Source organism: Pseudomonas sp. FP2254 (genome assembly GCF_030687695.1).
In the GTDB taxonomy this organism is placed as follows: Bacteria; Pseudomonadota; Gammaproteobacteria; order Pseudomonadales; family Pseudomonadaceae; genus Aquipseudomonas; species Aquipseudomonas quebecensis.
This window is the reverse complement of sequence record NZ_CP117444.1, coordinates 2,054,471-2,080,611: the sequence shown is the minus strand read 5'-3', so window position 1 is coordinate 2,080,611 and position 26,141 is coordinate 2,054,471. Positions and strand designations below refer to the sequence as shown.

Annotated in this window: 21 protein-coding genes; 13 read left to right on the top strand and 8 right to left on the bottom strand. The window is 62.6% G+C overall.

Going from position 1 to position 26,141, the window contains the following annotated elements; translation table 11 throughout:
- Positions 1-106 precede the first annotated feature (106 nt).
- The gene (locus PSH94_RS09685) at positions 107-1,093 is read right to left on the bottom strand and encodes a diaminopimelate epimerase (RefSeq protein WP_305437271.1); all 987 of its coding nucleotides are present in this window, start codon (positions 1,091-1,093) and stop codon (positions 107-109) included.
- A 351-nt stretch (positions 1,094-1,444) separates the two neighbouring features.
- On the opposite strand from PSH94_RS09685, the gene PSH94_RS09680 reads away from it, so the two are divergent.
- Positions 1,445-2,596 carry an MFS transporter gene (locus tag PSH94_RS09680; RefSeq protein ID WP_181081369.1) on the top strand — a complete coding sequence of 384 codons (1,152 nt, stop codon included), beginning with the start codon at positions 1,445-1,447 and terminating at the stop codon, positions 2,594-2,596.
- A 58-nt stretch (positions 2,597-2,654) separates the two neighbouring features.
- Here the strand turns inward: PSH94_RS09680 and PSH94_RS09675 are convergent, their stop codons facing one another.
- The 6 genes from PSH94_RS09675 to PSH94_RS09650 all read right to left on the bottom strand — a co-directional run bounded on the left by PSH94_RS09675 (position 2,655) and on the right by PSH94_RS09650 (position 9,369).
- A complete protein-coding gene (locus PSH94_RS09675) occupies positions 2,655-3,563 on the bottom strand; it encodes a hypothetical protein (protein WP_253506363.1) in 909 nt (302 codons plus the stop codon).
- Positions 3,564-3,753: 190 nt separating this feature from the next.
- Positions 3,754-4,068: a type III secretion protein gene (locus tag PSH94_RS09670; RefSeq protein WP_253506358.1), complete on the bottom strand. Its 315-nt coding sequence runs from the start codon at positions 4,066-4,068 to the stop codon at positions 3,754-3,756.
- Positions 4,069-4,206: 138 nt separating this feature from the next.
- The gene (locus tag PSH94_RS09665) at positions 4,207-5,196 is read right to left on the bottom strand and encodes a type III secretion effector protein (protein ID WP_305437268.1); all 990 of its coding nucleotides are present in this window, start codon (positions 5,194-5,196) and stop codon (positions 4,207-4,209) included.
- 201 nt (positions 5,197-5,397) lie between these two features.
- On the bottom strand, positions 5,398-7,794 hold the full coding sequence (locus PSH94_RS09660) for a TonB-dependent receptor (protein WP_305437266.1): 2,397 nt from the start codon (positions 7,792-7,794) through the stop codon (positions 5,398-5,400).
- Positions 7,795-7,891: 97 nt separating this feature from the next.
- Positions 7,892-8,842, bottom strand: a complete 951-nt coding sequence (locus tag PSH94_RS09655) for a FecR family protein (RefSeq protein WP_305437264.1) — start codon at positions 8,840-8,842, stop codon at positions 7,892-7,894.
- A 26-nt stretch (positions 8,843-8,868) separates the two neighbouring features.
- Entirely contained in the window at positions 8,869-9,369 is a 501-nt protein-coding gene (locus tag PSH94_RS09650; RefSeq protein ID WP_181081365.1) for a sigma-70 family RNA polymerase sigma factor, read from the bottom strand.
- Positions 9,370-9,536: 167 nt separating this feature from the next.
- On the opposite strand from PSH94_RS09650, the gene PSH94_RS09645 reads away from it, so the two are divergent.
- Positions 9,537-10,337: a glucose 1-dehydrogenase gene (locus tag PSH94_RS09645; RefSeq protein ID WP_181081364.1), complete on the top strand. Its 801-nt coding sequence runs from the start codon at positions 9,537-9,539 to the stop codon at positions 10,335-10,337.
- A complete protein-coding gene (locus tag PSH94_RS09640; protein ID WP_286800449.1) occupies positions 10,330-12,156 on the top strand; it encodes a glycoside hydrolase family 15 protein in 1,827 nt (608 codons plus the stop codon). Before PSH94_RS09645 ends, PSH94_RS09640 begins: the two co-directional genes overlap by 8 nt.
- A 224-nt stretch (positions 12,157-12,380) precedes the next feature.
- On the opposite strand, the gene PSH94_RS09635 is transcribed toward PSH94_RS09640, so the two are convergent.
- Complete coding sequence (locus PSH94_RS09635; RefSeq protein ID WP_305437259.1) at positions 12,381-13,367, bottom strand: GlxA family transcriptional regulator; 987 nt, start codon at positions 13,365-13,367, stop codon at positions 12,381-12,383.
- Between the two features lie 90 nt (positions 13,368-13,457).
- On the opposite strand from PSH94_RS09635, the gene inhA reads away from it, so the two are divergent.
- The 10 genes from inhA (at position 13,458) to PSH94_RS09585 (ending at position 26,140) form a co-directional block, all read left to right on the top strand.
- Positions 13,458-14,138, top strand: coding sequence for an isonitrile hydratase (gene inhA, locus PSH94_RS09630; protein WP_181081361.1), 681 nt, complete (start codon positions 13,458-13,460; stop codon positions 14,136-14,138).
- A 548-nt stretch (positions 14,139-14,686) separates the two neighbouring features.
- Positions 14,687-16,126 (top strand): undecaprenyl-phosphate glucose phosphotransferase, encoded by a 1,440-nt coding sequence (locus tag PSH94_RS09625; RefSeq protein ID WP_181081360.1) that lies wholly within the window; start codon positions 14,687-14,689, stop codon positions 16,124-16,126.
- Positions 16,126-17,586 carry a mannose-1-phosphate guanylyltransferase/mannose-6-phosphate isomerase gene (locus PSH94_RS09620; RefSeq protein WP_305437256.1) on the top strand — a complete coding sequence of 487 codons (1,461 nt, stop codon included), beginning with the start codon at positions 16,126-16,128 and terminating at the stop codon, positions 17,584-17,586. Before PSH94_RS09625 ends, PSH94_RS09620 begins: the two co-directional genes overlap by 1 nt.
- A 1-nt stretch (position 17,587) precedes the next feature.
- Positions 17,588-18,499, top strand: a complete 912-nt coding sequence (locus tag PSH94_RS09615; protein ID WP_305437254.1) for a glycosyltransferase family 2 protein — start codon at positions 17,588-17,590, stop codon at positions 18,497-18,499.
- A gap of 29 nt (positions 18,500-18,528) precedes the next feature.
- Positions 18,529-19,305 carry a polysaccharide biosynthesis/export family protein gene (locus tag PSH94_RS09610; RefSeq protein ID WP_181081410.1) on the top strand — a complete coding sequence of 259 codons (777 nt, stop codon included), beginning with the start codon at positions 18,529-18,531 and terminating at the stop codon, positions 19,303-19,305.
- A 15-nt stretch (positions 19,306-19,320) separates the two neighbouring features.
- Positions 19,321-21,312, top strand: a complete 1,992-nt coding sequence (locus PSH94_RS09605; protein ID WP_253506331.1) for an exopolysaccharide transport family protein — start codon at positions 19,321-19,323, stop codon at positions 21,310-21,312.
- Positions 21,312-22,502, top strand: coding sequence for a glycosyltransferase (locus PSH94_RS09600; RefSeq protein ID WP_305437250.1), 1,191 nt, complete (start codon positions 21,312-21,314; stop codon positions 22,500-22,502). The genes PSH94_RS09605 and PSH94_RS09600 overlap by 1 nt, the downstream gene beginning before the upstream one ends.
- The gene (locus PSH94_RS09595; protein ID WP_181081355.1) at positions 22,492-23,820 is read left to right on the top strand and encodes a beta-galactosidase; all 1,329 of its coding nucleotides are present in this window, start codon (positions 22,492-22,494) and stop codon (positions 23,818-23,820) included. The genes PSH94_RS09600 and PSH94_RS09595 overlap by 11 nt, the downstream gene beginning before the upstream one ends.
- An 8-nt stretch (positions 23,821-23,828) precedes the next feature.
- On the top strand, positions 23,829-25,046 hold the full coding sequence (locus PSH94_RS09590; RefSeq protein WP_305437248.1) for a glycosyltransferase family 4 protein: 1,218 nt from the start codon (positions 23,829-23,831) through the stop codon (positions 25,044-25,046).
- Positions 25,037-26,140 carry a glycosyltransferase family 1 protein gene (locus PSH94_RS09585; protein ID WP_305437246.1) on the top strand — a complete coding sequence of 368 codons (1,104 nt, stop codon included), beginning with the start codon at positions 25,037-25,039 and terminating at the stop codon, positions 26,138-26,140. The genes PSH94_RS09590 and PSH94_RS09585 overlap by 10 nt, the downstream gene beginning before the upstream one ends.
- Position 26,141 lies beyond the last annotated feature (1 nt).

Below are 26,141 nucleotides of genomic sequence, written 5' to 3'. Positions count from 1 at the left end.
CGCTATTTCATAAACATATGAAATGCCCTACGAAAACTTGCGAATACATAGTTACTTGATAAAGAAACAACTGACGCCTATATGGGGACGCCAGCATCCAAGAGACTCAACCCTGAAGGTGTGCGGCCCCGAACAGGCTGACGCTCAGCAGCGCATCGTCCTGGACATGCAGACGCACCGGCGCCGTGCCACCCGGCATCACCACCGCCACCTCGCCACCTTCGACCCAGCCCACACGCCAAGCGGCGCAGGCCACGGCGCTCGCGCTGGTGCCGGAAGACGCAGTGGGCCCCTCTCCGCGCTCGAACACCCGCGCCGCGATGCGGTTGTGGCCGAGCATTGTGGCCCATTGCAAATTGACCCCGGCCGTGCAGGGTTTACCGCCCCCCACCGGCGGCGCAAAGGCGATCGCCCGCAGCGAGTCGAACAGTGCCAAGTGCTGCATGTGCCGGTTATCCGGCAGGGCTGCGACCTGCTCGACCAACGTCACACAATGGGGGTTGCCGACCCGCACGAACTGACTGTGCGCCCAGTGCGGATTGATCGCCGCCAGCTCGCGCACATGGCTCAGTTCGGCGCGGCCCAGCGAGGCGTGTTCCACCCCCTGCGCGCCGACGGCCGATGGCCCGAACTCCGGCAACCCGAGGTCCAGCCAGAACCCTGCGAGGTGCTCGTACACGGCAGGCTCGACCCCTGTCGCCACCGGCGATGGCCCCTGGGGCTGGTCATGGTGCACGCGTAATTCACAAGCCGCGCTCAGCAAGCCCTGGTCCGTGAGGGCCTGGGCAAAAATCGTCAAACCATTGCCACTGCGCTCGGCCAATGAGCCGTCGGTGTTGACGATCAGCAGGTCGAACGGTGCCTCGAACTGAAACGGGCCGACCAACAAACCATCGCAGCGATGGGCCTTGGCATTGACCGGGCGTTGCGTCGGCTCCCAGGCGCATTCGGATGCGACAGCGTCGACGGCCCAGGCTTTACGCGTCAGCGCGGCCTGGGCAGCGCTCTCTGGCACGGGGATGCCTTGGTCTCGCAGAAATGCCGGGCTGACCACCCCGTAAATATTGCCCCGCGCGTCATAGAACAGGGTCATTGCGTCGCCTGCCTGTACATTTTCATCGGTTTGCCCGCCCGCGCGCCTACACATTGGGTGAGCAGCGTATTACAGAACGCCCTGTTTGGGGAAAGCGCCCTGGAAGGTGGTAATCCGCCGCAGAAACCCTGGGGTTCAACGCTTGCCACAGGGATTACGCACCTTCCAGACCGCCTCCTACACACAGGCGATTGCACCTCTGTGGTTGCCTGCGCCGAATGGGTTCCAGGATTGTAAAAATAAACTTCACGTCCGATCACACCAAGGGAACCCGGCTCGCTCACCAAGGCCTGATGTGCAAGGATGTCGCGCCGGACATCGTTCGTTGAACGCAAAACCAAGGATTTGTTCATGACTGCCATCCCTACCTCAGCCCCCGTGGTTCCCGGGCGACTGGAGCAAATGTCGACCCGCATCGCTTTTTTCATCGCCGGCTTCGGGATCGCCGCCTGGGCGCCGCTGGTGCCGTATGCCAAGGCTCGCGCAGGGCTGAGTGAAGGGACGCTGGGCCTGCTGCTGTTGTGCCTGGGGGTGGGCTCGATTATCGCGATGCCGGCGGCAGGTGCGCTGGCATCGCGGTTTGGTTGCCGACGCGTGCTCACGGCCGGCACTCTGATGATCTGCCTGGCCTTGCCGCTGCTGGCTACGGTCAGCTCGATCCCGTTGCTGATCGTCGGGCTGTTCCTGTTTGGTGCCGGGCTGGGCACGGTGGACTCCACGGTTAACTTGCAGGCGGTTATCGTCGAACGGGCCAGCGGCAAAACCATGATGTCGGGCTTCCACGGGTTGTTCAGCCTGGGCGGGATCGTCGGCGCGGCAGGCGTTGCCGGTTTGCTGGGGATGGGCCTGTCGCCTCTTCAGGCGACACTGGTGGTGATCGTGATCACACTCGCGGCGCTGCTCAAAGCCGGCCCGCATCTACTGCCTTACGGCAGCGAAAGTTCGGGACCCGCGTTTGCGATACCTCATGGCGTGGTGCTGTTTATCGGCTGCCTGTGCTTCGTGGTGTTTCTGGCCGAGGGCGCGGTGCTGGACTGGAGCGCGGTGTTCCTGAGTGACGAGCGCGGCCTGGACGAAGCATACGCCGGCCTGGGCTACGCCGCCTTCGCCCTGACGATGACGGCCGGACGCCTGACCGGCGATGCCATCGTGCGGCGCCTCGGCGCGACCAAGGTGATCATCGTGGGCGGCGCGCTGGCCGCGAGCGGTATTTTCCTGGCTACGCTGTCGCCGGCCTGGGAGATTGCATTGCTCGGTTACGCGCTGGTAGGAGCGGGATGTTCGAATATCGTACCGGTGCTCTACACCGCCGTCGGCCAGCAGACCGTCATGCCGGAGCACATTGCGGTGCCGGCCATTACCACGCTGGGGTACGCCGGTATCCTGACCGGGCCTGCCGCAATCGGTTTTATTGCCCATGGCAGCAGCCTGGCCACGGCCTTCTTGCTGATTGGCATATTGCTGGTGGCGGTGGCCGCCGGCGGAAAAATATTGCGGGTGTGAATGACTGCATCATGGGCTTCCAGCGTGCATCAAGAAGCCCAATAGAAGGCAGGTAACGTTACCTGCCCTTTTCTTCCTTATCGTTTTTCAACCAGCGGTCGATGCTGTAGTTCTTCAACCAACCGTCATCGTTGTGGCTGCCGAAGATGTTAGTCCCGTTTGCCTTGGTGCTGTCCAGCGACGCCAGCAGGCCTGGCCGCTCGACCAGGTTCTTGGCCATGTAGACCTGCAGCTCGCTGTATTTTTTCTTGGGAAAACCGTTGGATGCGTCGCGTACTACCTGACCGTGTTTATCTGTTTCGTCGGGGTCCTTGCTCATCTCGATAATCGTGTCTTTTTTGACATAGCGGTGCTTTTCAAAAAAGAAAGTGGAGTCTTCCGACTTGTCGCGCAAGTCATCAAACATGCCCTTGAACGCCTGCACCACCTGGGCGTCGGTTTTGGAATGAAAAGGGTCGGCACTCTGCGTGTTGGGGTTGGTATTGCCAATGGTATAACTGGCGACTTTTTCGAGACTGGTCGGTGTTATCTCACCGCCCTTTGCAACAATCGCATCGGCCAGCCGCGGCCGATTGAGTACTTCTCGGGCAAGCATGATTGTGCGCTCAAGTACCTTGCTCTCCTTGGGGTCCTCTTTGGCTATCGTTTCCAAGGAGGCGAGCGTCAGGCGGCCATCCTTCTTGAAATCCCCCAGCATTGAAAAAACGTTGTTCAGTTGGGTCGCCAGCAGGTGGTCATCCGAGCTGATAAACGGGTTGCCTACCTGCGAACCACCTGAATAAAAGCCTTGGGCGTCAAAATGCACCTGCCCATTGTTCGGAAATCGGCTATCGAAAAGCTGACGCCCTTGCGGGGGAAGCGCCTTGCCCACCGCGCGTTCAGCAACGCCGAGACGGGCATGGCCATCGCCTGTGTTCAGGTTCAGTCCAGGCGGCATGTGCCTCAAATTATTCAGCCAGTCAGCCATTGTTTCTCTCCAGCAGCGTTAGATTGCGTGGATCGAGCCTTGCCGGGTCGATCAGTCACGCACCTGAATCAACAGGCGCAGAGTGAGTGGCGCTTGGAAAACCCTGGTTCCAGCAAGGACGCCGCGTCGAGCGCAGTAAAATTTGAGCGTTTGTAACCACTGGAGTTGAGGAACCTACCACCCGACCGGCTCAACCGAGCCTGCGGCGCCACCACGTGGCCAAGCCATCGAACAGCCCCGCAGGTTTGATTAGCTTGGAGGCATCATTGGCAGGCTGCCCGGCTGCGTGCATGCCACGGGAAAAATCATCGGCGACCGGCGCCTGAAACTGCCGCTGACCGGCGAAGGCTTTCATGCGCCGAGCTTCGGCGACATGCAAATCCGGGGGCGGCTGCACATCCTGCGATGCCGAGATGCCCGGTGAGAGCGCCGGATCAGCATCGCGGACGCTGTGAAACGGTTCAGGACAACCGTGACGAGGAGATTGAAACGAGGTCGAAGTCATTGTATTTGCCCTGGCTCGGAGCCCCAAATGCAGCCGGTTCGATCAACACCGGCAGGTATTTCCTATGTGGCAAATCAACGTAATCAGTTCCTTACAAGGTTGTGGAAGGCACCGCAACCGGGTTGCGGTGCCGTTCTGTCAGCGAAGCAATAGTAAAAGCGCGCGCAGGTTGATCCGCCCGTCACCGTTTTGGCTTGCCAGGTTATCCAGCTTCGTGACCAGGTCGCTGCGTTTGAGAAGTTCCTGCGCCAACTGCACCAGGTGGTCTTTGGGCGAATCGCCTGTCAGAGGTTCACGCGCCAGGTTCCTCAAATCGGAAATGCTGATGTCCGCTGACCCTGGTCCGTCTTTCAAGACGCTGAAATGCTCATACAGCTCCCCGACCAGTTCTTTATCGGTGTTGTATTTGAAGTAATTGTCGCCATGGATGACCCGGTTCACATTCTGCCGATCGATCAGGCCATCCAGCGCACCGGTGGAGCTGTGCCGGTCGAGGGCGCCGAGCAGGTCCGGACGGCGCAGCATTTCTTTGGCCAGGCGAATGTTTTCGTTAACGCGCGGATCCGACGACCACCCTTTATTTGCCATTGCATAAATACTGTCGATGCTGACGTAACCGGGTTTTTTGGGGTCCATGAAGGCGTCGAAGTTTTTGCTCAACTGGCTCGCCAATTGTTCATTGTTCTTCAGCGAGTACTGCGGATCGGGCCTGCCTGGCAGCGTGGGATAGGGTTTGCCGATAGTGGGATCGGGACGAGGCGGCGGGTTACCGTACCCAGGCTGCGGCCTTGGCGGAGGGTTGCTGCAGCACGGATGAGGCCGAGGCGGCCGGTGCCAACCGAAGTGCGCGTTCATCCACTGCCTGAACGTGTCCATAAAACCTGGATGCCTGGCAGGCATGCCGGGATAAGCAGGATGATGGCGCTCTGTCGGTGCGTGCAGATCGCCGAACACGGGACCGGCCTTGTCTTCTCGCACAGAGAAACTGACGTTTGCCGTATTAGCGTCGTTGAAAGACAAGGCACCAGGCGCCGGGCGACGAGCCTTGAATTCGGCTTTGGCACTGTCCTGGAAACGGTCAAGCGCAGACGAAGCCGCTGAGGATGTATCGGGTGTCGATAACGACATAGTGTTCTCCAACACAATGGGCGTGATAGTCAGCCTGCCGCTGCGACATCGCGTCGAAGCGCGACAGCTGGCTCATCTGTGGCGGGGATGTCGGAATCGGTTCCTGCTCGGGCAATAAGATGCACGCCGAGCCTGTAGGAAACGGGCAAAAAAAATCGCAGCCCCGGACAGAGCTGCGACATTTTCCCAAGGGATCAAGGATCAGAATCCGACGCTGGCCTGTACGAAGAACGTACGCGGTTCGCCCAGGTACAACCCGGCGTTGTTGTCGCTGGAGCGCGTGTAGTGCTGCTGGTCGAAGACGTTTTTTACCCCCACGCCCAACTTCAGGTTCGACAAGGACGCGCCGAAGTCATAACCGCTGCGTACGTTGACCGACACATAACCGGGAATATCGCCGAACTGGCCATCGGCGGTGCCCTGGGTGACGTAGGTGCTGGTGGTACCGGGGGCACGCTGGCCGGACTGGGTATACACATCCAGATTGTGGGTCCAGCGGTTGATGTCGTAACGCAGGCCCAGGGTCGCCACTTCGCGCGAGTACAGCGGCAGGTCGCGACCCTTGAAGGGCACATCGCCCTCGGAGGTGGCCTTGGTGTAAGTGAACCCGGCATTGGCGGTCAGGCCTTCGAGGCGCGGGTCCAGATTGGCCAGGTCGTAATGCGCCGACGCTTCGACACCGGCGTGCTTGGTGGCGCCGAGGTTAGTCCAGCCCACGTCGTTGCTGACGTATTGCAGCTCATCGGCAAAGTCGATGTAGAACAGCGTCACTTCGCCGCCCCAGACGGCGTCGTTGTAACGCGTGCCGATTTCGTAGGTCTTGGCCTTTTCCGGGTTCAGGCCGTTGGCGGTCTGGTTGCCGGTCCCCCCCTGCCCCAGCTGGAAATACTGCAGGCTACCGAATGAGGTCTCGTAGTTGGCGAACACTTTCCAGGCGTCGGAAACGTGGTACATCACGCTCAGGGCCGGCAGCGGCTCGTTGTTGTGCACCTCACGACGCTTTTCCGGAGTGCGTGTGCCATTGAGGGCGATCACCGGGCGGTCGTGCCATTCGGTGCGGATGTTTTCGAAGCGAATACCTGGGGTGATGGTCCATTTGCCGATATCGATTTTGTTATCGATATAGAACGCGTTGGCCTCGGTACCGCCGGTGCGGTCCTGGTACACATGGCCGTCGTTCTGCCCACCGGGCGTGGGCACGTTGTTGACCAGGTTGAGGCTGGTGGCCTGCTCGTGCATGCCTTCTTTGAGGTAGCGAAACCCCACGCTGACTTCCTGCGTGCTGGGCCCCAGATCGAAGACGTGAGACACCCGCGGTTCAATGCCGAAGGTGTAGTAGGTGCGCGGGTAGGAACTGATGGTTTTCAGGTCGCGGTTGGCGATGTTGCTGCCACGGAAACTGTCGGAATAATAGGTCAACACTTCGGCCTGGGTACGGTCATCGATCTGCCGGATGTACTTGAACGACACGTCCTTGCGGCGGCCGCTGAAGTTGTCCCAATCGCGCACCGACTGGTATGGGTTGGCGTCGAACTGTTTCTGGGTCAAGCCGCCCGGCATGTCAGCGCTGGCATCGTAGTAATGAACATTCAGCGAGAAGTCGTCCTGGTCGGTCGGCGCCCAGTGGGTCTTGAAGATCACGTCGTCGATGTCATTGCCGTTGTTGCTGTTGCGGTATCCGTTGCCGTTGACCCCGGAATACAACAAGGCGGCGCCGATGCCGTTGTCGGCGGTACCGCCGATAAAGGCGTTTTCGATATGTTTCCAGCCTCCATGGGCGGACGTCTGCAGGGTGGTGCCGACCTCGCCGGAGAACGTTTCGGGGATTGCGCGGGTCACGAAGTTGATCACGCCACCGACGTTTTGTGGCCCGTAGCGCACCGAACCGGCGCCACGCACCACGTCGATGCTGTCCAGGTTTCCGGCGGAAATCGGCGCCATCGACAGTTGCGGCTGGCCATACGGCGCGAAGGCCGCCGGCACGCCATCGATCAGCACGGTAGAGCGTGGCGACAGGCGTGACGTGAGCCCGCGTACACCCACGTTGAGGGAAATATCGCTGCCGCCGGTGCCGTTGGCTTCCTGCACCTGCACGCCTGGCACGCGGCGCAATACCTCGCCGACGTTCAGCGCGCCCTGCTCCACCATGGCTTCGCGACGGATAACCGTGCGTGCGCCGGGATGGTTCTGCACGACTTCGGCGTTGGCATCGCCGAGCCAGTCGCCGACCACCTTGATATCGGTGGCGCCCAATTCAATCGGCGAGCCGGCTTCACCGCTGCCGCTGTGGTGCGGGCGCAGGGTCACTGACCCCGCCTCGATCTGGTAGTCCAGGCCGCTGCCTTGCAACACTTGGCGCAGGGCCTGCTCGGCGCTGAGGTTGCCGTCCACCGCGGGCGCGTGTTTGCCGGCAACCAGTTCGGGGCTGAAGAACAGTTGCAGGGACGTCTGCTGTCCGAGCTGGCTCAACGCAGTGCCGAGGGGCTGGGCCTGGATATGAATCGCGTCGTCGGCATAGGCAGAGGCACTGACAGCGTAGGCCAGGGCCAGCGGTACCCAGCGGCGGTTCTTATTGTTGTGGCGGGAGAAATTGTTCACGTCGAACCTTGTCCTGTGAGCCCAAAAGTAGGCGGCCGTTAATGCAAACCAGTTGCAGTTGCAGGAGAAGACGAAGAACTCGATAAAAACCTGAATTTCAGCGCGAAATAATTTCCTGGCTACCGTCCGGCAAGGTGCGCAGGGCCACCGGCAAAATGCGCGGCAACGCTTTGAGCAAGGCATCGGTGTCGTTGGCCTTGAACACACTGGTCAAGCGCAGGTTTGCCACAGCGGGCAGATTGACCCGCAGCGGCTGCTCGCGGTAGCGCGACACTTCCCGGGCGACCTCGCCGAGGGTGGCATTGTTGAACACCAGTTTGCCGCTGCGCCAGGCCGTCAGTTCCTCGGCATTCACCGCGTAGGCCGCCGCCACCGCGCCTTGGCTGTCGATATGGGTGCCCCGCCCGGCGGTCAGCACGACGTGCTGGCCCGGCCCTCGCCCCTGGACGTTGACCGTGCCTGCCTCGACGGCAACACGGGTCTGATCGATATCGCGGCGCACATCGAAACGTGTGCCGGTGACCGTGACCCGCCCGACGCCGGCATCGACCACGAAAGGACGGCTGCCGTCATGCTCGACGCTGAACATCGCCTCGCCCTGCTGCAGCGCCACGCCGCGCCGACCGCCCTCGTACGTCACCGTGACGACGCTGCGACTGTTGAGATCCATCAAGGAACCGTCGGGCAGGGTCACCTGACGATGCTCGCCCAGGCGGGTGCTGAATTGGGCATGGAAGGTCTTGGGATGATCGAGCCTGCTGAACAATCCCAACCCCAGCGCGCCTGCCACCACGCTCGCCGCCACCGCATAACGCCAGGCGGCAGACCGGCGCGGCCGCTCGGCGGGCGCTTGGCGCAACACCTGGCAGCGCGTCCGCGGCAGCAGGTCGGCGGCGCGCCACAGACCTTGCAGCACATCGAACTCGTATTGATGGGACGGGTGTTCCGCGCGCCAGGCCTCGAAGCGCCGGGTTTGCTCGGGGCTCAGTTCGCCGTCCTGCAGGCGCGCGAACCACTGGGCAGCCTCATCACGGACACGGTTATCCATCGTGGCAGATCCTGTTTCGATACGAGTCATGGTGCCGGCGCGTCCAGGCGATCACGCAGATGCCGCAGCGTGCGGATCATATACTTTTCCACCATGTTTTTAGACAAACCCAGGCGATCGGCGATCTCCTGCTGGGTGAGCCCTTCGATCTTCTGCCAGATGAAAATCCGCCGGCAGTTGAGCGGCAATTCGGCCAGCGCCCGTTCAATAGCCTCCGCCAACTGTATCGCGTGCATGAGGTGCTCAGGGTCGCCGGTGTGGGAGGCGCGCTGATCGCCGGCGTCCTGGAGCATAGCGTCGCGTCGATCGTCGCGACGGTAGGCGTCCACTGCGATATTGCGCGCGGTTTGATGCAGATATGCACGGGGTTGCTGAACCTGAGCGGGTTCAGATTCGAGCACGCGCACAAATGTGTCATGGGCCAGGTCTTCGGCCTGCTGACGATTTTTCAGACGACGTGTCCACGTCCCGATCAACTCTTCGTAGTGCTCGAAAAAGCCTGTTCTGCGGGGCGGCGGAGGGATCATCGCGGGAGCACTGTTAGGCGGGGCGTGAATAGTAATGTTTCCCATTAAGCGCGGCAATTGCTTCCCGTCGGCCGTCGCGGCCGCGTGCACTCGCCGTCAGGCATCTGAACTTCCCCAATGCGCCGCCAGTCAGCTACTTGAACTCACGAATCAGAGGCTGGCTGTCCATGCATATCTCGTTGGAACAACAAGTGGCGCTGGTGACCGGCGCCAGTTCCGGAATCGGTGCCGGTGCCGCCAAGGCCCTGGCGCAGGCCGGCGCTGCGGTCGTGCTCAACTACAACGCCCAGGCAGCCCCCGCTGAAGCCTTGGCGGCGCAGATCAATGCTGAGGGCGGACGTGCGATTGCCGTCGGCGCAGACGTGTCCAAGGAGGCTGACGTCGAGCGCCTGTTCGCCCAGACCCTCGATGCCTTCGGGCACCTGGACATCCTGGTCGCCAACTCCGGCATGCAAAAGGACGCCGCCGTGGTCGACATGAGCCTTGACGACTGGAACACCGTGATCGGCGTGAACCTCACCGGCCAATTCCTCTGTGCCCGCGCGGCGGTGCGGATTTTCAATCGTCAGGGCGTGCGTGAAGGCGTGTCGCGGGCCGCCGGAAAAATCATCCATATGAGCTCGGTGCACCAACTGATCCCCTGGGCCGGGCATGTGAACTATGCCGCTTCCAAAGGCGGCGTGGAGATGCTGATGCGCACCCTCGCCCAGGAAGTCAGCGAACAGCGCATTCGCATCAACGGCATCGCGCCGGGGGCGATTCGTACGGCGATCAACCGCGCCGCCACCGAAGGCGCGGCCGAAAAAGAGCTGCTCAAACTGATTCCCTACGGTCGCGTAGGTGACGTGGAGGATGTGGCCAATGCCGTGGTGTGGCTGGCCAGCGATGCCTCCGACTACGTGGTCGGCAGCACCCTGTTTATCGATGGCGGCATGAGCCTTTACCCGGAGTTTCGCGGCAATGGTTGATCTTAAGAACGAACCCCAAAGCGCCATCGATGCCCACGGCATCATTGGCGACATGCGCAGCGCAGCCCTGGTGAACGACAAAGGCAGCATCGACTTTTTCTGCTGGCCGGAATTCGACAGTCCGTCGATTTTCTGCGCGCTGCTGGACACGCCCGAAGCCGGAACCTTCCAGCTCACTCCGGACCTGCCCGACGCCCGGCGCGAGCAGATCTACCTGCCCGACACCAACGTGCTGCAAACCCGCTGGCTCAGCGACAAAGCCGTGGTGGAGATCACCGATCTGCTGGCGATCAGCGAGGAAGTCGACGAGCTGCCCCTGCTGATACGCCGCGTGCGCGTGGTCAGCGGCACCGCGACCCTGCATCTGCGTTGCGCGGTGCGCCATGACTACGCACGCGCCCCGACCCACGCCTCCTTCGACAACCGCACGGTGTGTTTTACCGCTGACGGCCAACCGGGCCTGCGCTTGGCCGGCAGCCATGCGCTGCAACTGGAGGACAACATCGCCGTGGCCAGCTTTACGCTGAACCAGGAAGAAAGCGCCGAGTTCGTGCTCGGTGGCCGGGACGATCCACGGGTGGACGGCGGTTGCACCGACCTGGCGCTGGCCCACACGCTCAAGTTCTGGCGCGGCTGGATCGCGCAATCGACTTACCGTGGGCGTTGGCGCGAAATGGTCAACCGCTCCGCCCTGGCGCTCAAGCTGCTGACGTCGCGCAAACACGGTGCAATCATCGCCGCCGCGACCTTCGGCCTGCCGGAAACCCCCGGCGGCGAACGCAACTGGGATTACCGCTACACCTGGATCCGCGACGCTTCGTTTACGGTCTATGCGTTCATGCGTCTGGGTTTTGTCGACGAGGCCAATGCCTACATGCGCTGGCTCAAGGGGCGGGTCAGCGATTGCTGCGGGCAGCCGACCAAGATCAATATCCTCTACGGCATCGACGGTCGCCAGCAATTGCCCGAGAGCGAACTGGAGCACTTCAGCGGTCATGGCGGCGCCACCCCGGTGCGTATCGGAAACGAGGCATTCGACCAGATTCAGTTGGACATCTACGGCGAGCTGATGGATGCGGTGTACCTGGTCAACAAGTACGGCGAAGCCATTTCCCATGAGGGCTGGAAACACACGGTGGAGGTCGCCGATCAGGTCTGCGAAATCTGGAATCGCAAAGACGTCGGCATCTGGGAAATGCGTGGTGAACAACATCACTTCCTGCATTCGCGGCTGATGTGCTGGGTGGCGCTGGACCGCGCGATACGCCTGGCCTCCAAGCGCTCGCTGCCGGCGCCGTTCGCGCGTTGGGACCAGACCCGCCAGGCGATCTACGCCGATATCTGGAGCAACTTCTGGAACGAAGAGCGCGGGCATTTTGTGCAGTACATCGGCAGCACCGCGCTGGACGGTTCGATGCTGCTGATGCCGCTGGTGCGCTTCGTCGCGGCCACCGATCCGCGCTGGTTGAGTACCCTGGAAGCCATCAAGAAAAGTCTGGTGCGTGACGGAATGGTGTACCGCTACCGCAACGACGACAGCCAGATCGATGGCCTGCAGGGCACCGAAGGCGCCTTTGCCGCCTGTTCGTTCTGGTACGTCGAATGCCTGGCCCGTGCCGGCCAGGTGGAAAAGGCCCATCTGGAGTTCGAGCAACTGCTGCGCTACGCCAATCCCTTGGGTCTGTACGCCGAAGAGTTCGACAGCCAGGCGCGGCATCTGGGCAATACGCCCCAGGCGTTGAGCCACTTGGCCTTGATCAGCGCGGCGACATTCCTGGACCGCAAGTTGAGTGGGGCAAAGACCGTGTGGCAACCCTAAGACCCGGCGAGGGTGGGCAGCCCTGCCTGCCGATGGCCCTCTGGAAGGCAAGCCGTTGAATCTTGTGGTGAGCGGGCTCGCCCCGCGCTGGGCTGCGAAGCAGCCCCATTCCAGGCGATGCGGTTTCAGCTGATACTCCGAGGTGTCTGTGTTTGGGGCCGCTTCGCAGCCCGGCGCAGGGCAAGCCTGCTCACCACGGCAAGCCTGTTTCCCACAGACTTAATTCAGCCTTTGAGACTTGTGTCGATGGCAGCACAAAACCGTTCGCGATAAGCCTGGGGCGTCACGTCGAGGGCACGCAGGAAGCTGCGGCGCAGCGTCTCTTCGCAGCCGAAACCGCACTGCACGGCGATGCGTTTGATCGAGGCGTTGCTGTCGGCCAGCTGTCGGCGCGCGGTTTCGACGCGGATCAGTTCTACGGCGCGTGCGGGAGTCTGGCCGGTTTCGGCGCGGTAGTGACGGACAAAACTGCGCTCGCTCATGCCCGCCTGGCTGGCCAGGGTCGCGATGTTTAAATCGAGGGTGAGGTTTTCCGCGATCCAGGCATGCAGCTCGGCAAAACGGCTGCCGCCCTCTTGCAGGGCCAGGGTCGCGCTGAATTGCGACTGCCCGCCCGGGCGTTTGAGAAACACCACCAGGTGGCGCGCGACTTCCAACGCCACGGCGCGCCCCAGGTCCTCTTCCACCAACGCCAGGCACAGGTCGATGCCAGCGGTGACGCCGGCGGAGGTCCATACCGAACCTTGCTGGATAAAAATCGGATTGGCCTCCACCGTCAGCGACGGGAAGCGCTTCGCCAACTCCTCGCAACGCGTCCAGTGCGTCGCCACGCGGCAACCGTCGAGCAGTCCACTGGCAGCCAACAGAAACGCGCCGGTGCACACCGAGGTCATGCGCCGGGTATGCCGCGCCTTGTCGCGCACCCACGCCACCAGCGCGGGGTCATCGGCGGCGTTGTATACCCCCCAGCCGCCGGCAATGACCAAGGTGTCGCACGGTGCATCGGCGGCGGGCAACGGCTCGGCCACCAGCGCCAGGCCCGCGGACGTCACCACCGGTTGCGCTTGAGCTGCGACGACCGACACGGCATAAGGCAACGGCAAACCGCGCTGGCGCGCCAGGTCATTGGTGGAGGCGAACACCTGCAACGGCCCGGTGACATCGAGCACTTGGGCATTGGGGAAAGCGAGAACATGAACGGTTCTGGACATGATTGGCGTGATTAGTGGGTTCAATGGCGTATTCGCCAAAGCCTAGGCCTCTACAGTGAAGCCGTCCACCCCTATCTCGGAGCGCTTTTGATGACCCTGCACATCGGTTTTGTTTTGTTCCCCGGCATCCAGCAATTGGACCTCACCGGGCCGTATGACGTACTCGGCTCGCTGCCGGACGTGAAGCTGCACCTGGTGTGGAAAGACCTGGCACCGGTCACCTCCAGCACCGGCCTGGTGTTCACTCCGACCATGACCTATGCCGAGTGCCCTGCCCTGGATGTGATCTGCGTGCCCGGCGGTTCGGGTGTTGGTGCGCTGATGGAAGACCCGGTGACCCTGGACTTCCTCAAGGCCCAGGCCGATACCGCACGTTACGTGACCTCGGTGTGCACCGGCGCGCTCGTGCTCGGCGCGGCTGGGTTGCTGCGCGGTCGCAAGGCCACCACGCACTGGGCCTATCACGACCTGCTCACCCCGCTCGGCGCCATTGCGGTGCAGGGTCGCGTGGTACGCGACGGCAACCTGTTGACCGGTGGCGGCATCACCGCCGGCATCGACTTCGCCCTGACCCTGGCGGCAGAACTGTACAGCCCGGCGGCTGCACAACTGGTGCAGTTGCAGCTTGAATACGCCCCGGCCCCGCCCTTCAACGCCGGCCGCCCGGACACCGCCCCGCAGGCGGTGCTGGACGAAGCCAACAAACGCACCGTCGAATCGCGCAAGACCCGCGCCGAAATCACCGCGCGCGCGGCTGCGCGTCTGGGCTGAGGGTGTCTCAGCGTGTCTCAGGCTCGCTTGTCGCGAAGATGGCGAGCGAGCCTCTTAATGACACCTTCGCTATATACCCACCCGTGAAAACATGACCAGGAAAAATGACGTTTTTGTGGTGAGCGGGCTCACCACAGAGTTATGTCTCAGTGTTTTAGAACGGTGTAGATAACCTTCCTCTGTCCCCCTTCCCCCCTCCTCTTAAAAAAGCTTTTACCGTTAAGCAGGAAAAATCCCACATTTGTTTCTACACTCAAAAACACACCCAGTAGACGAAGTGTTTCGGACAAGGAAAGTCAATAAAATGTCGAAAATCAGACTGCTTAACACGTCTAGCATGCCGCTCCGCACCACCGTCAATTCATTGACCAGCATATTTTGGAATTAATCCTTTAGTCGTTACGCCCGCAAATTCCCTTCAAATGGATAGCCTCGTTTGAATTGATAGTTGCGTATTAACCAGCGTTCAGTTGTTCGGTTTTTGCATTGAAGCAGCTCATTGCTTCAACACCGAATACTTGCGTCTGGTGTGCAATGAGGGATGTTTTATGCGAGAGAAGTCGTCCGTCGACAGCCTGTTTTTAACGCGTGCCGGTTTCGTTGAGTTTTTTGTTGTTTTCGTCAAATTGATCCATGGTCTGTCGGCCATCTTGCCGCCGTTGGTGCTGGTGCTGTTCCTGGAGCCGATGGCGCCTGAACTGCGCACGCACTTTCTGGGCCTGCTGGTGTTCTTCGCGGCATTGACCATCATTTTGTTCCAGGCGCTGGGTATCTACTCCGAAGAATTGTTCAGCAACCGCATGCGCCTGAAAACCAAGATCAAGGCCTGGTCGGCGGCCTTTTGCATCCTGCTGTTCATGTACCAGATCCTGCAGATGTTTCCGCAATTGACGCCGCGCAACCTGGTGACGTGGTACATCGCCAGCCTGGGGCTGTTCTGCCTGGAACGCCTGTTGATGCTGCGCCTGTACCGCAACCTGATGCGCAAGGGCAAATACCTGCAACGCACAGTGATCCTGGGCTTTACCGACACCGCTGTGCATGTGGCCGAGCACCTGCAGCGCAACGGCGATATTCGCTCCGGCCTGGTGGGTTTTATCGATGACCGCACCGAGCGCATCCCCAAGGAACTGAGCAACCTGCCCCTGCTGGGCAATACCCGCGACCTGGAAAAACTGATCCGCGCCGAGCAGGTCAACCAAGTGATGATCTGCCTGCCGTGGGCCGCCGAGCAACGTATCCACGGCCTGGTCAACCGTCTGCGGCAAATGTCGGTGAATGTGATGCTGGTGCCCGACATGGCGGCCTTGCGCTACGGCCACAGCCGCATCACCGACGTGGGCGGTATCCTGATGTTCAACACTTCGCAATTGCCCCTGCGCGGCTGGTCGCCGGTGATCAAGCGCTGCGAGGATGTGCTGTTGGCCAGCCTGGCGCTGGTGGCGCTGTCGCCGGTGATGCTGGTAACCGCGATTGCGATCAAGCTCGACTCCAAGGGCCCGGTGCTGTTCCGGCAGAACCGTTTCGGCTACAACGACAACGAGATTCGGGTATTCAAGTTCCGCTCGATGTATACCGACCAGAGCGACTTCACCGCCGAGCGCCAGACCACCCGCGCCGACCCGCGCATCACCCGCGTGGGGCGCATCATCCGCAAGACCAGCATCGACGAGCTGCCGCAGCTGTTCAATGTGCTGCTGGGCAACATGTCCATGGTCGGCCCGCGCCCGCATGCCACGGCGACCAAGGCGGCGGGCATTCCTTTCGAAGTGGCGGTCAGCGAATACAGCTCGCGTCATCGCGTTAAGCCGGGCATCACTGGCTGGGCACAGATCAATGGGTATCGGGGGGAAACCGACACCCTGTTCAAGATCCAGAAACGTGTCGAGTACGACTTGGAATACATCTCCAAGTGGTCGGTGTGGTTTGACCTGTACATCGTTTTCATGACGGTCCCGGCCGTCCTTTCCACCAAGGAAGTCTATTGATGAATACCCTCAACGGATTAATCCCCTGCATCATTTCCGGTGGTTCGGGCACACGGCTGTGGCCGGTGTCGCGGCAGAACATGCCCAAGCCCTTCATGCGCATGCGTGACGGCCAGAGCCTGCTGCAGAAAACTTTCCAGCGCGCCGCCAGGCTGCCCGACGTGCAAAGCGTGCTCACGGTGACCAACCGCGACCTGCTGTTTCGCACCCTTGATGACTATCGCGGGGTGAACAAAGCCCGCCTGCCCCTGGACCTGCTGCTGGAGCCCTTCGGGCGCAACACGGCGGCGGCCATTGCGGTGGCGGCGTTGCATGTGCAAGAGCATTTCGGCGATGCGGCGCAACTGCTGGTGATGCCGGCGGACCATCTGATTCTCAATGAAGTCGCGTTCGCCGAGGCGGTGGTCCAGGCCCGCGAGCTGGCCACCGCCGGTTACCTGGTGACCTTCGGCATCCAGCCCGACCATGCGGAAACCGGCTTTGGCTATATCGAGCAAGGCGAAGCGCTCACCTATGGCAACCGCGTCAAACGCTTCGTCGAAAAACCCGACCAGGCTACCGCCCAGGCCTACCTCGACGGCGGCCAACACCTGTGGAACGCCGGCATGTTCTGCTTCAACGCCAGCACGCTGGTGGAAGAACTGGCCACCCACGCGCCCGATGTGCTGCACGCCGGTCGCGCCGCGCTGGAACACAGCCAGAGCTTGCAGAACACCACCTCGCGCCAGCGTGAGTTGGACGCGGACGCGTTCGGCAATGCACCGGATATTTCCATCGACGTGGCGCTGATGGAAAAGTCCACCAAGGTGGCCGTGATCCCCTGTGATATCGGCTGGAGCGATATCGGTTCCTGGGAGGCGTTGCGTCAGCTCACGCCCAACGATGCCCATGGCAACCAAGTCAATGGCGAAGCGATTTTGCATGACGTACACAACTGTTACATCGACTCGCCCAAGCGTGTGCTCGGGGCAGTCGGCGTGCGCGACCTGATCATTGTCGACACCCCCGACGCGCTGCTGATCGCCGACGCCCACCGCAGCCAGGATGTGCGTTACATCGTCGCCGAACTCAAGCGCCAGAATCATCCGGCGTACAGCCTGCACCGTACCGTCACGCGGCCGTGGGGCACCTATACGGTGCTGGAGGAAAGCAGCCGCTTCAAAATCAAGCGCATCGTGGTCAAGCCCCTGGCCTCGCTGTCGCTGCAAATGCATCACCACCGCAGCGAACACTGGGTGGTGGTCAGCGGCGCTGCGCAGATTACCAATGGCGAACGCGAATTCCTGATCAACGCCAACGAATCCACCTACATCCCCGCCGGGCACAAACATCGGCTGACCAACCCCGGCATCATCGACCTGGTGATGATCGAGGTACAGAGCGGCGAATACCTGGGCGAGGACGACATCGTGCGCTTCGATGATATTTACGGCCGCGCCCCGGCCGACGTGAAAAAATGACATGCGCACCGCACTGATCATTCCGACCCGTAACGCATCCGGTCACTTGGCGCGGTTGCTGCCGGCGCTCCAGATGCAGACGCTGCAACCGGACGAGATGCTGGTGGTGGACAGCGCCTCCAGCGATGACACCGTGGCGCGCTTTCGCGCATTCGGCGCGCGGGTCGAAGTGATCGATGCGCGCACCTTCAATCACGGCGGCACTCGGCGCTGGGCCAGCGAACAGGTAGGCGGCGATGCATTGATCGTGATGACCCAGGACGCCATCCCCGCGTCTGCCGAAACCTTTGCCAACCTGCTCGATGAGCTGCACCAGGATCCGCTCAACGGTGTTGCCTACGGTCGCCAGTTGCCGCACCCCGCCGCCGGTGTGCTGGGGGCGCAGTCGCGGCACTTCAACTATCCGCCCCTGAGTCGCAGCAAGAGCCTGGCCGACGCGCCGGAGCTGGGGATCAAGACCTGCTTCAGCTCCGACTCGTTTTCCGTGTACCGACGCAGTGCGCTGCACGCCGTGGGCGGTTTCCCCGTCGACGTCATCGGCAGTGAAGATGCCTACGTCGCGGCGCGCCTGCTGCTCGACGGCTACAAGGTGCGCTATGCGGCCACGTCGTTGGTATATCACTCCCACGACTACTCGCTCATGGACGAGTTTCACCGCTACTTCGACATCGGCGTGTTCTATGGCCGCGAGCCATGGATCCGGCAAGCTTTTGGCGACGCCGGCGGCGAAGGCAAGCGCTATGTAATGGCGGAACTGACCGCCTTGCGCAAGGCCGGTGCGCTTCACAGAGCGCCCGAGGTATTGGTGCGCAGTGCATTCAAATTGCTGGGTTACCGGCTGGGCCATCTTGAGCGGCACCTGCCTGTGTCCCTCAAGCGACGCATCAGCATGTTTCCCGGGTATTGGAGGTGAGCAGCATGACCCACAGGACGTCCCCCTTGATGAAAAGCACCGTGCTCGCCCTGGCCGTGATGGCCCTGGCCGCCTGCAATACACCGGCACGCATCGAGCCCCCGGATGACAAGACCGTCGAGGACGGCAAGCGCGCCCTCGATCAACTGGCGCAGTTGCCGCCGGCGGTGGAACGCATCCGCATCGGCGACCAGTTGCGCATCGTGCGCGACGCGGGCGAGATGCCCACGCTGTCGGCGTTCAATGTCAGCACTATCTACGAGTTGACGCTGTACACCGTGCAAACCGACGGCAAGATCAACTACCCGTTCCTGGGGCCGATCCAGGTCGCCGGGCGCCAACCGTCGGAGCTGGCCACCGAGCTGACCAACAAGCTCGCGCCGACCTATCGCGAGCCGCGCGTGACGGTGAATATCAACCAGGCGCCGGGCAACTCGGTGATCGTCGGCGGTGCGGTGAACAACCCGACCGCGGTGCAGATCGCCACGGCCAACACCCTGGAGCAGGCCATCGTCGGTGCCGGCGGGATCAACCCGGCGGGCGACGCCAGCATGGTCGCCCTGCTGCGCGAAGACGCCCAGGGCGCCTACCGCGCGTACTTCCTGGACTTCAGCCAGTTGCTCAAGACCGGCCCCAATGGACGCAAACCGGTGCACCTGCAACGCGGCGACGTGGTGTTCGTGCCCAAGTCCAATGTGGGCGAGCGCATCCAGGGCGTGGATACCTACCTGAACCAGTTGATTCCGTTCACCAAGTCCATTGGCGTCGGCTACAACTACACGCGCACCAGCGGCGGCAGCAATTAAAAGGAGCGACATCCCATGATCGAGATCCGTTCTTTTCGCGATCTTCTGCGCCTGTTCTTCATTTTCCGCCACGAGTTCAAGCTGGCGGCCATCGCCGCGCTGGTGATCATTCTGCTGGGGGCGTTCCTGCTGCCGGCCAAGTACGAATCCACCGCGCGCCTGTTGGTCAAGCCCGGGCGTGATTCGACGTTGCCGATCGAGATCAGCAATCGCCAGGCCCTGGTGATGCCCAGCACCCAGCGCGACCCGATCGTCGACGAAGAGCGCTTGCTGACCGGCCGCCCGATCGTGCGCGCCGTGGCCGAGCACTACCTGGAAGTGCTCGACAACGCGCCGCCGCCGGAAGGTGCCTGGAAGCGCATCAAGTACTACGTCAAGAGCGCCATCGGCGCGGTGTTCGACGGTTTGCGCGTGGTGCTGGAAACCGTCGGTGTCGTCGAGAAAACCACGCCGGTCGAGCGCCTCGCCGCCAGCCTGGAGAAAAATTTTGACGTAAGCCATGCCGCCGGCTCCACGGTGATGGACATTACCTTCACCTGGGGCGACCCCCAGGTCGCACAGGAGGTGGTCAAGCACTGGGTCGAAACCTACATCAACGAACGCACCCAGGCCCTGGGACGCAAGAGCCTGTATGCCTTCTACGAGGGGCAGGTGTCCAACAGCGCCACCGAAATCAAGAGCTACAAACAGCAGATTCTCACGCACTTGAATGAGATTGGCGCGGCGAGCATCACCGATCGCCTGGAGGATTTGTCCGAGCGCATCAACGTGCTGCGTGGCGAAGTGTTCAATACCACGCGCCTGATCGCCTCGTCCGACAGCGCCATCGAGAGCACCCGCAACCAGCTCAAGAGCCAGCCCAAGGAAGTCACCACGGTACGCCAGATCGCACTGAACCCGCAGCAGCAGGACCTGCGCCGCCTGCTCAATCAGAAGCTGCTGGAAAAAGCCGACATGATGCGCACCTACACCGACAACGCGCCGCCGGTCAAAGCTCTGGATGCGTCGATCAAGGCGATGCAGGCCCAGGTCGCCAGCGAAAGCAACACGGTGCAAAGCTCCGAGAACCGCGCGCCGAACACGCTGGAAATTCACTTGCAGCGGGTGCTGCTGGATGAGTCGAGCAACAACCGCGCCCTGCGCACTCAGTTGACTCAGCAACAGAAACAACTGGCCAACCTCGAAGGCCAGCGCAAGCAAGCCTTGGAAATCGAACCGGAACTGACCCGTCTGGCCCGCGAACTGAGCGCCACCGAGCGTAACTACGCGCTGTACGTCGACAATCTGGAAAAATCACGTATCGACCGTGAGCTGGACAACAGCCAGATCAGCAATATCGCCGTAATCGAAGAAGCCACCCTCAACCCCGGGCGCATTTTTCCCAAAACCCTGGTAATGCTCATGCTGGCGATTCCATTCGCCATCGTTGTAGGACTGCTGGTGGTCTACCTGTGCTACTTGTTGGACCAACGCATCCACGACGGCGGATTGGTGGAGCGCAAGTTCGGCCTGCCGCTGTGGACGACCCTGCCGGAGCTGGACACCAGCACCGCGCAAAGCACCAACGCCTTCAATGCGAGCATCTACCGCCTGTACAGCCTGTTGCGCCCAGACCGCATCGCCGAACAGGGCCTGACCCTGGGGCTCACCTCGGCACGGCATGGCGAAGGGGTGACGTTCGTGGTTGAACAACTGCGTCAGTTGCTGGACGAGAACGGCATCAACGCGCGGGTCGGCGGTGCTGAACCGGCGGCGCCCGGTGAAGTGGTGCTGCTGGACGCCTCGGCCCTGCTGGACAACCGTGATGCGTTTGTCGCCCTGCGCCGCGCCGACCTGATTGCACTGGTGGTGGAAGCCCAGAAAAGCACGGTGCCGGTGGTCGAGCATGCGCTGTCGATCCTCAACACTGCGTTTGGCAAAGTCGACGGCATCATTATCAACCGGCGCAAGTTCGAGGTGCCGTCCAAGGTGCTCAAGACCATCGCCAAATACCGGGGAGCGTTCTGATGCGTATCGCCCTGCTCGCGCCGTTGCCGCCGGAGAAAAACGGGATCGCCGACTACGCGAACCATTTTCGCACGGCACTCCAAGCACTCGGCGTGACGGTGCTGACACCGTTGGCGGGCGTGGCGGGCAACAGCGAGGCCATCAGGTCGGCCATCGCCGCCTTTGACTGGCACAGCGTGAACCTGGTCCATGCCGAGCTGGGCGGCGGCCGGCTGGGGGAATTCCTGGCCTTGCGTGAACTGCGCAAGGCCTGTCCGCTATTGCCGCTGACCGCCACCGTGCACGACCCCGAGCGGATGGTGTGGCGACGCGAACAGCTGCCGTTTCCGTTGAACCTGCTCGAACGCCTGCCCAGCCCGATGCCCCAGGCAGCGGTGGTGCTGGCCGATCCGTTGACCCTGCGCGAAGAACGCCAGGTCGCCCAGGACCTGACGCGGCTGATCACCCTTACGCGCCTGGGGGCCGAATGCCTGAGCCAGCGCATGCAACTGCCCGCCGGCAAAGTGGCGGTGATCAACCATGCCAATCTGGCCATCGACCCGGTTGCGCTGCCGCCTCTGGAGCCTCTGCGCCTGCTGTACTTCGGGTTTATCTACCGAGGCAAGGGCATTGAAGACCTGGTTCAGGCGCTGGCGGACGTATTCAATCAAGACCCGCAGCTGCGCAAGCGGGTGCGCCTGACCCTGGCCGGTGGCACGGCGCCGGAAATGGCCTTCGGCGCGGGCGGCAACTACCTGGAACAGCTCAAGGGACAGATCGCCGAACTGGGCCTGGCCGATGCCGTCGACTGGCAACTGAACCTGCCGGCTGATCAGATCGCCCAGACGATCCAGGCTCACCACGTCATGGTGCTGCCTTATCGCGAATCGAAAAAACTCGGCCTGCTGGGGCGCCAGCGCGGCACCAGTGGCGCGCTGTCCTGGGCCACGGCCTGTGGGCGCGGCGCAATCACCTCCGATGCCCGTGCGTTTGCCGAGGAAGTCGCCAGCGGCAACGGCGCCATCTACCCCGAAGGCGATGTAGCCGCGCTGGGCGAGCAGCTCCTGAGACTGGCGCGCCAACCGCTGCTGGCCAGGGACTGGGCCGAGCGCGCCGGCGAAATCGGGCGCGAGCGCCTGTGGCCCAAGACCGCCGGCACATTCATCGAACTGTTTGACCAAGCCATCGCAGGAGTTCGCCATGGCGCGTAAACGCACCTACTTCGCCACGCTGACCGTGATCGTCGCCCTTGGCCTGACGGGGTTTTTCTGGGGCCGCCAGGCGGACGCCGAAAGCCATGTGCTCAAGGCCGGCAAGGTGGTGGTATGGAAGGATTTCCTGGGGGTGAACGCGCAGTTCCTGTGGTTCAGCCCCGAGCGCTATCAGAAGCAGATCGATCGCCTCAAGGCGCTGGGGTTGGAGTGGGTGCGCCTGGATCTGCACTGGGACCAGCTGGAGCCCGTCGAGGGCCAATATCAGGTAGCTACCCTGGATCAGTTGGTGCAGAAGCTGCAGGCCAATCAGCTCAAGTCGGTGTTCTACCTCGTCGGGTCCGCGCCGTTCGCGACCACTGCACCGGCCGGCGCGCCCTACCAGGACCAATACCCGCCCAAAGACCCGAACGTATTCGCCAACCGCATGCTGCTGTTGTCCCAGCGCTACCCCAGCGTGAACGCCTGGCAGGTGTGGAACGAACCGAACCTGTTGGGCTTCTGGCGCCCGGTGGCGGACCCTGCCGGTTATGCCAGGCTGCTGACGGTCACCGCCACGGCGCTGCGCACGGTCAACCCGAGCAAACCGGTGGTGGCCGCCGGCATGGCGTTCTTCAGTGAAATGCCCAACGGCCAGTCCATGCTCGAGGCGCTCGGTGCGCTGGGGGTGGCAAGCCTGAACACGGTGATGTCCTACCACCCCTACACCCAATTGCCCGAAGGCAACGACCCCGCCAACCTCGACTTTATCGCCAAGACTACCCAGCTCAACCAGGCCCTGCGGAGCAGCGGGGTCCAGACTTTATGGAGCACCGAGTGGGGCTGGTCGACCTATAAGGGGCCCAAGGACGCCCAGGACATCATCAGCCCGCAGGCCCAGGCCGACTACGTGGTACGGCGCCTGGCACTGATGAGCGCGCTGGACTACGACAGAATCTTCCTGTTTACCCTGAGCGACCTCGACCAACGCGCCAGCGTGCGGGACCAGTCCTACGGCTTGCTGGACATCGACGCCAATCCCAAGCCGGTCTACACCGCACTGAAAAATTTCCTCGACGTCAGCGGGCCCAGGCTCACTCCCGCCGACCCGCCCGGCGCCGACCGCTTGCCCGACGGCCTGTTCAGCATCGCCTGGACGCGCGCCGACGGGCGCAGGCTGTGGTTTTTCTGGTCGGCCCAGGGCGGCAACGCGCACTTGCCCGGCTTGGCCCGCGCCACGTTATACGACCCGCTGCGCGGCACCCAAACCCCGGTCACCGGCGCTCAAGGGCTGACCGTACCGGTCAAGCCGAACCTGCAAATTCTGTTATGGGATTAGAAACGGCCATGCGCATTTTATGGATCCTGCCCTACTCGCCCTGGCCCGCCACCAGCGGCGGCAAGACGCGCCAGTTCCACCTGCTGCGCAGCCTGGCCGCGCGCGGACACCGGATCACCCTGCTGCTGCACGACAAACACCCGGTGGCGCCCGCCGACCGCCAGGTGCTGGAGGCGTTTCTTGAACAGGTGATCATCCTGCCCCGCCGCCCGTTGCGCAGCTTCACGACCCTGTTGGCAGGGTTGTTCGCACCCTACCCGCTGCTGGCCAGTGTCAACGGGCTGTCGGCAGCGCTGCAGGCGCGCTTCGAGCAGTTACTGAGCGAGCACTGGGACGTGGTGCAGATCGAACATTCCTACACCTTCCAGCCTTACGAACAGGCGCTGGCGCGTCAGCGCCAACCCTTCGTGCTGACCGAGCACAACGTAGAGTCGGCCCTCGGTGCCGCCACCTATGACCGGCTGCCGCGCTGGTCGCTGCCGTTTATCCGCTATGACCAATGGCGCTACCAGCGTTGGGAACAACGGGTGATGCGCCAGGCCGCCCAGGTGGTGGCCGTTACCACCAGCGACGCCCAAGTGCTGGAAACCATCGCCGGCAAACCGCTGTCGGTGGTGGTCAACGGCGTGGACTGCGCGCACTTCGCCGGCGCGCGTTCGGACCCTGCGACCCAGCGTGTGCTGTTCCTGGGCAACTATGAATATGCACCCAATGTGGATGCTATCGAGTGGGCGCTGGAAGAGATTCTGCCGAAGGTCTGGGAGCACTGCCCCGAGGCGCGCATGAGCGTGTGCGGCTTCGGCATGCCCGGCAGCTGGCGCGAGCGCTGGCCGGACCCGCGTATCGAATGGCAAGGCTTTGTGCCCGACCTGCTGCAATTGCAATCTCGCTGTTCGGTGTTCCTGGCGCCGCTGCGCCACGGTGGCGGCTCCAAGCTCAAGGTGCTGGAAGCCCTGGCCGCCGGCCTGCCGCTGGCGAGCACCGAGCAAGGTGTGTCGGGGCTGGATCTGGTGGAAGGTCTGGACTATCTCGGCGGGCAAAGCGCCGGCGGCCTGGCGAATGCCGTGGTGCGTCTGCTGCAGCACCCCGAAGCCGCCGTGCCGATGGGCGAAGCGGGCCGCGCCTATGTGCGCCGCGCCCATGATTGGAACGTTGCCGCCAGCCAGCTGGAGCAGGTGTATGCCGCCCTGGCGCCGCACCCCCACGAGGAGCCCGCATGCGTGTAGGCCTGGATTACCGCACCGTTGGCACCTCGCCGCAATCGGGCATCAGTCGCCAGGTGTATGCGCTGGAAAGCGCCTTGTACACGCTGCCGGAGATCGAACTGGAGCGCTTCACCGTCGCGCCCCTGGGCGATGAAACCCGCTTGCAGGCCCACTGCCCGGTCTGGGGCTGCGCGAAGACCGCGATGCACCAGCCGCACAATCGCCTGCGCTTCGAGGCCGGCTTTCTGCCGCGTGCGCTGCGCGAGCAGCATATCGACCTGTATATCAGCACGTTCAACATGGGCCTGCCGTTGCCGCCCAAGCCACAAGGCCTGCGCACCGTGGTGCTGCTGCACGACCTGTTCCAGATCACCTTGCAGAACTATCACGCCAATCGTCTCAAGGCGCTGATCTACAAGACCAGCGATCGCCTGTCGATTGCCTACGCGGTGCACAGTGCCGACCGCGTGTGGACGCCGTCGCGGTACAGCGCGGACGAGACCGCGCGGCTGTTCCCCAAGGCCACCGGCAAGATTCGCGTGCTGCCCAATCAGGTCGACGGGTTTAGCGCGCTGGCCGCCGACCTCACGGCGCGCCAACTGCCCGCGCGCTACTGGCTGTTGGTAGGCACCCGCGAGTTGCGCAAGAACGTGCCGTTTCTGGTGGAGGCATGGCAGCAGGCGCGACGCCAGTCACCTGCGGTACCGGAACTGGTGCTGGTGGGCAGCCTTGAGCATTTGCCGCCAGCCCAGCGCGCACTGCCGGGGATTCGGGCGTTGAGCGGCGTGTCGGATGCCGAGTTGCATGCGCTGTATCGCCACGCCGAACGCCTGTGGCAACCCTCGTACGCCGAGGGCTTCGGCCTGCCGGTGATCGAGGCGCTGAGCGTGGGCACCCCGGTGGCGGTGGCCAGCGGCACCTCGTTGGATGAAATCACGCCACCCACTGCGCCGCGCTTTTCTCCCACCGACGGTCCGGCGCTGATGCAGTTGATGCTCACCCTGAGCGAGCGGCCCGCCGAGGACTCGCCCGAACAACGCCGCCTGTGGGCCGAGCACTTCAATCACCACGCCTATCGCCAGCGCCTGGGCGAACTGATCGAGGAACTGAAGTGAA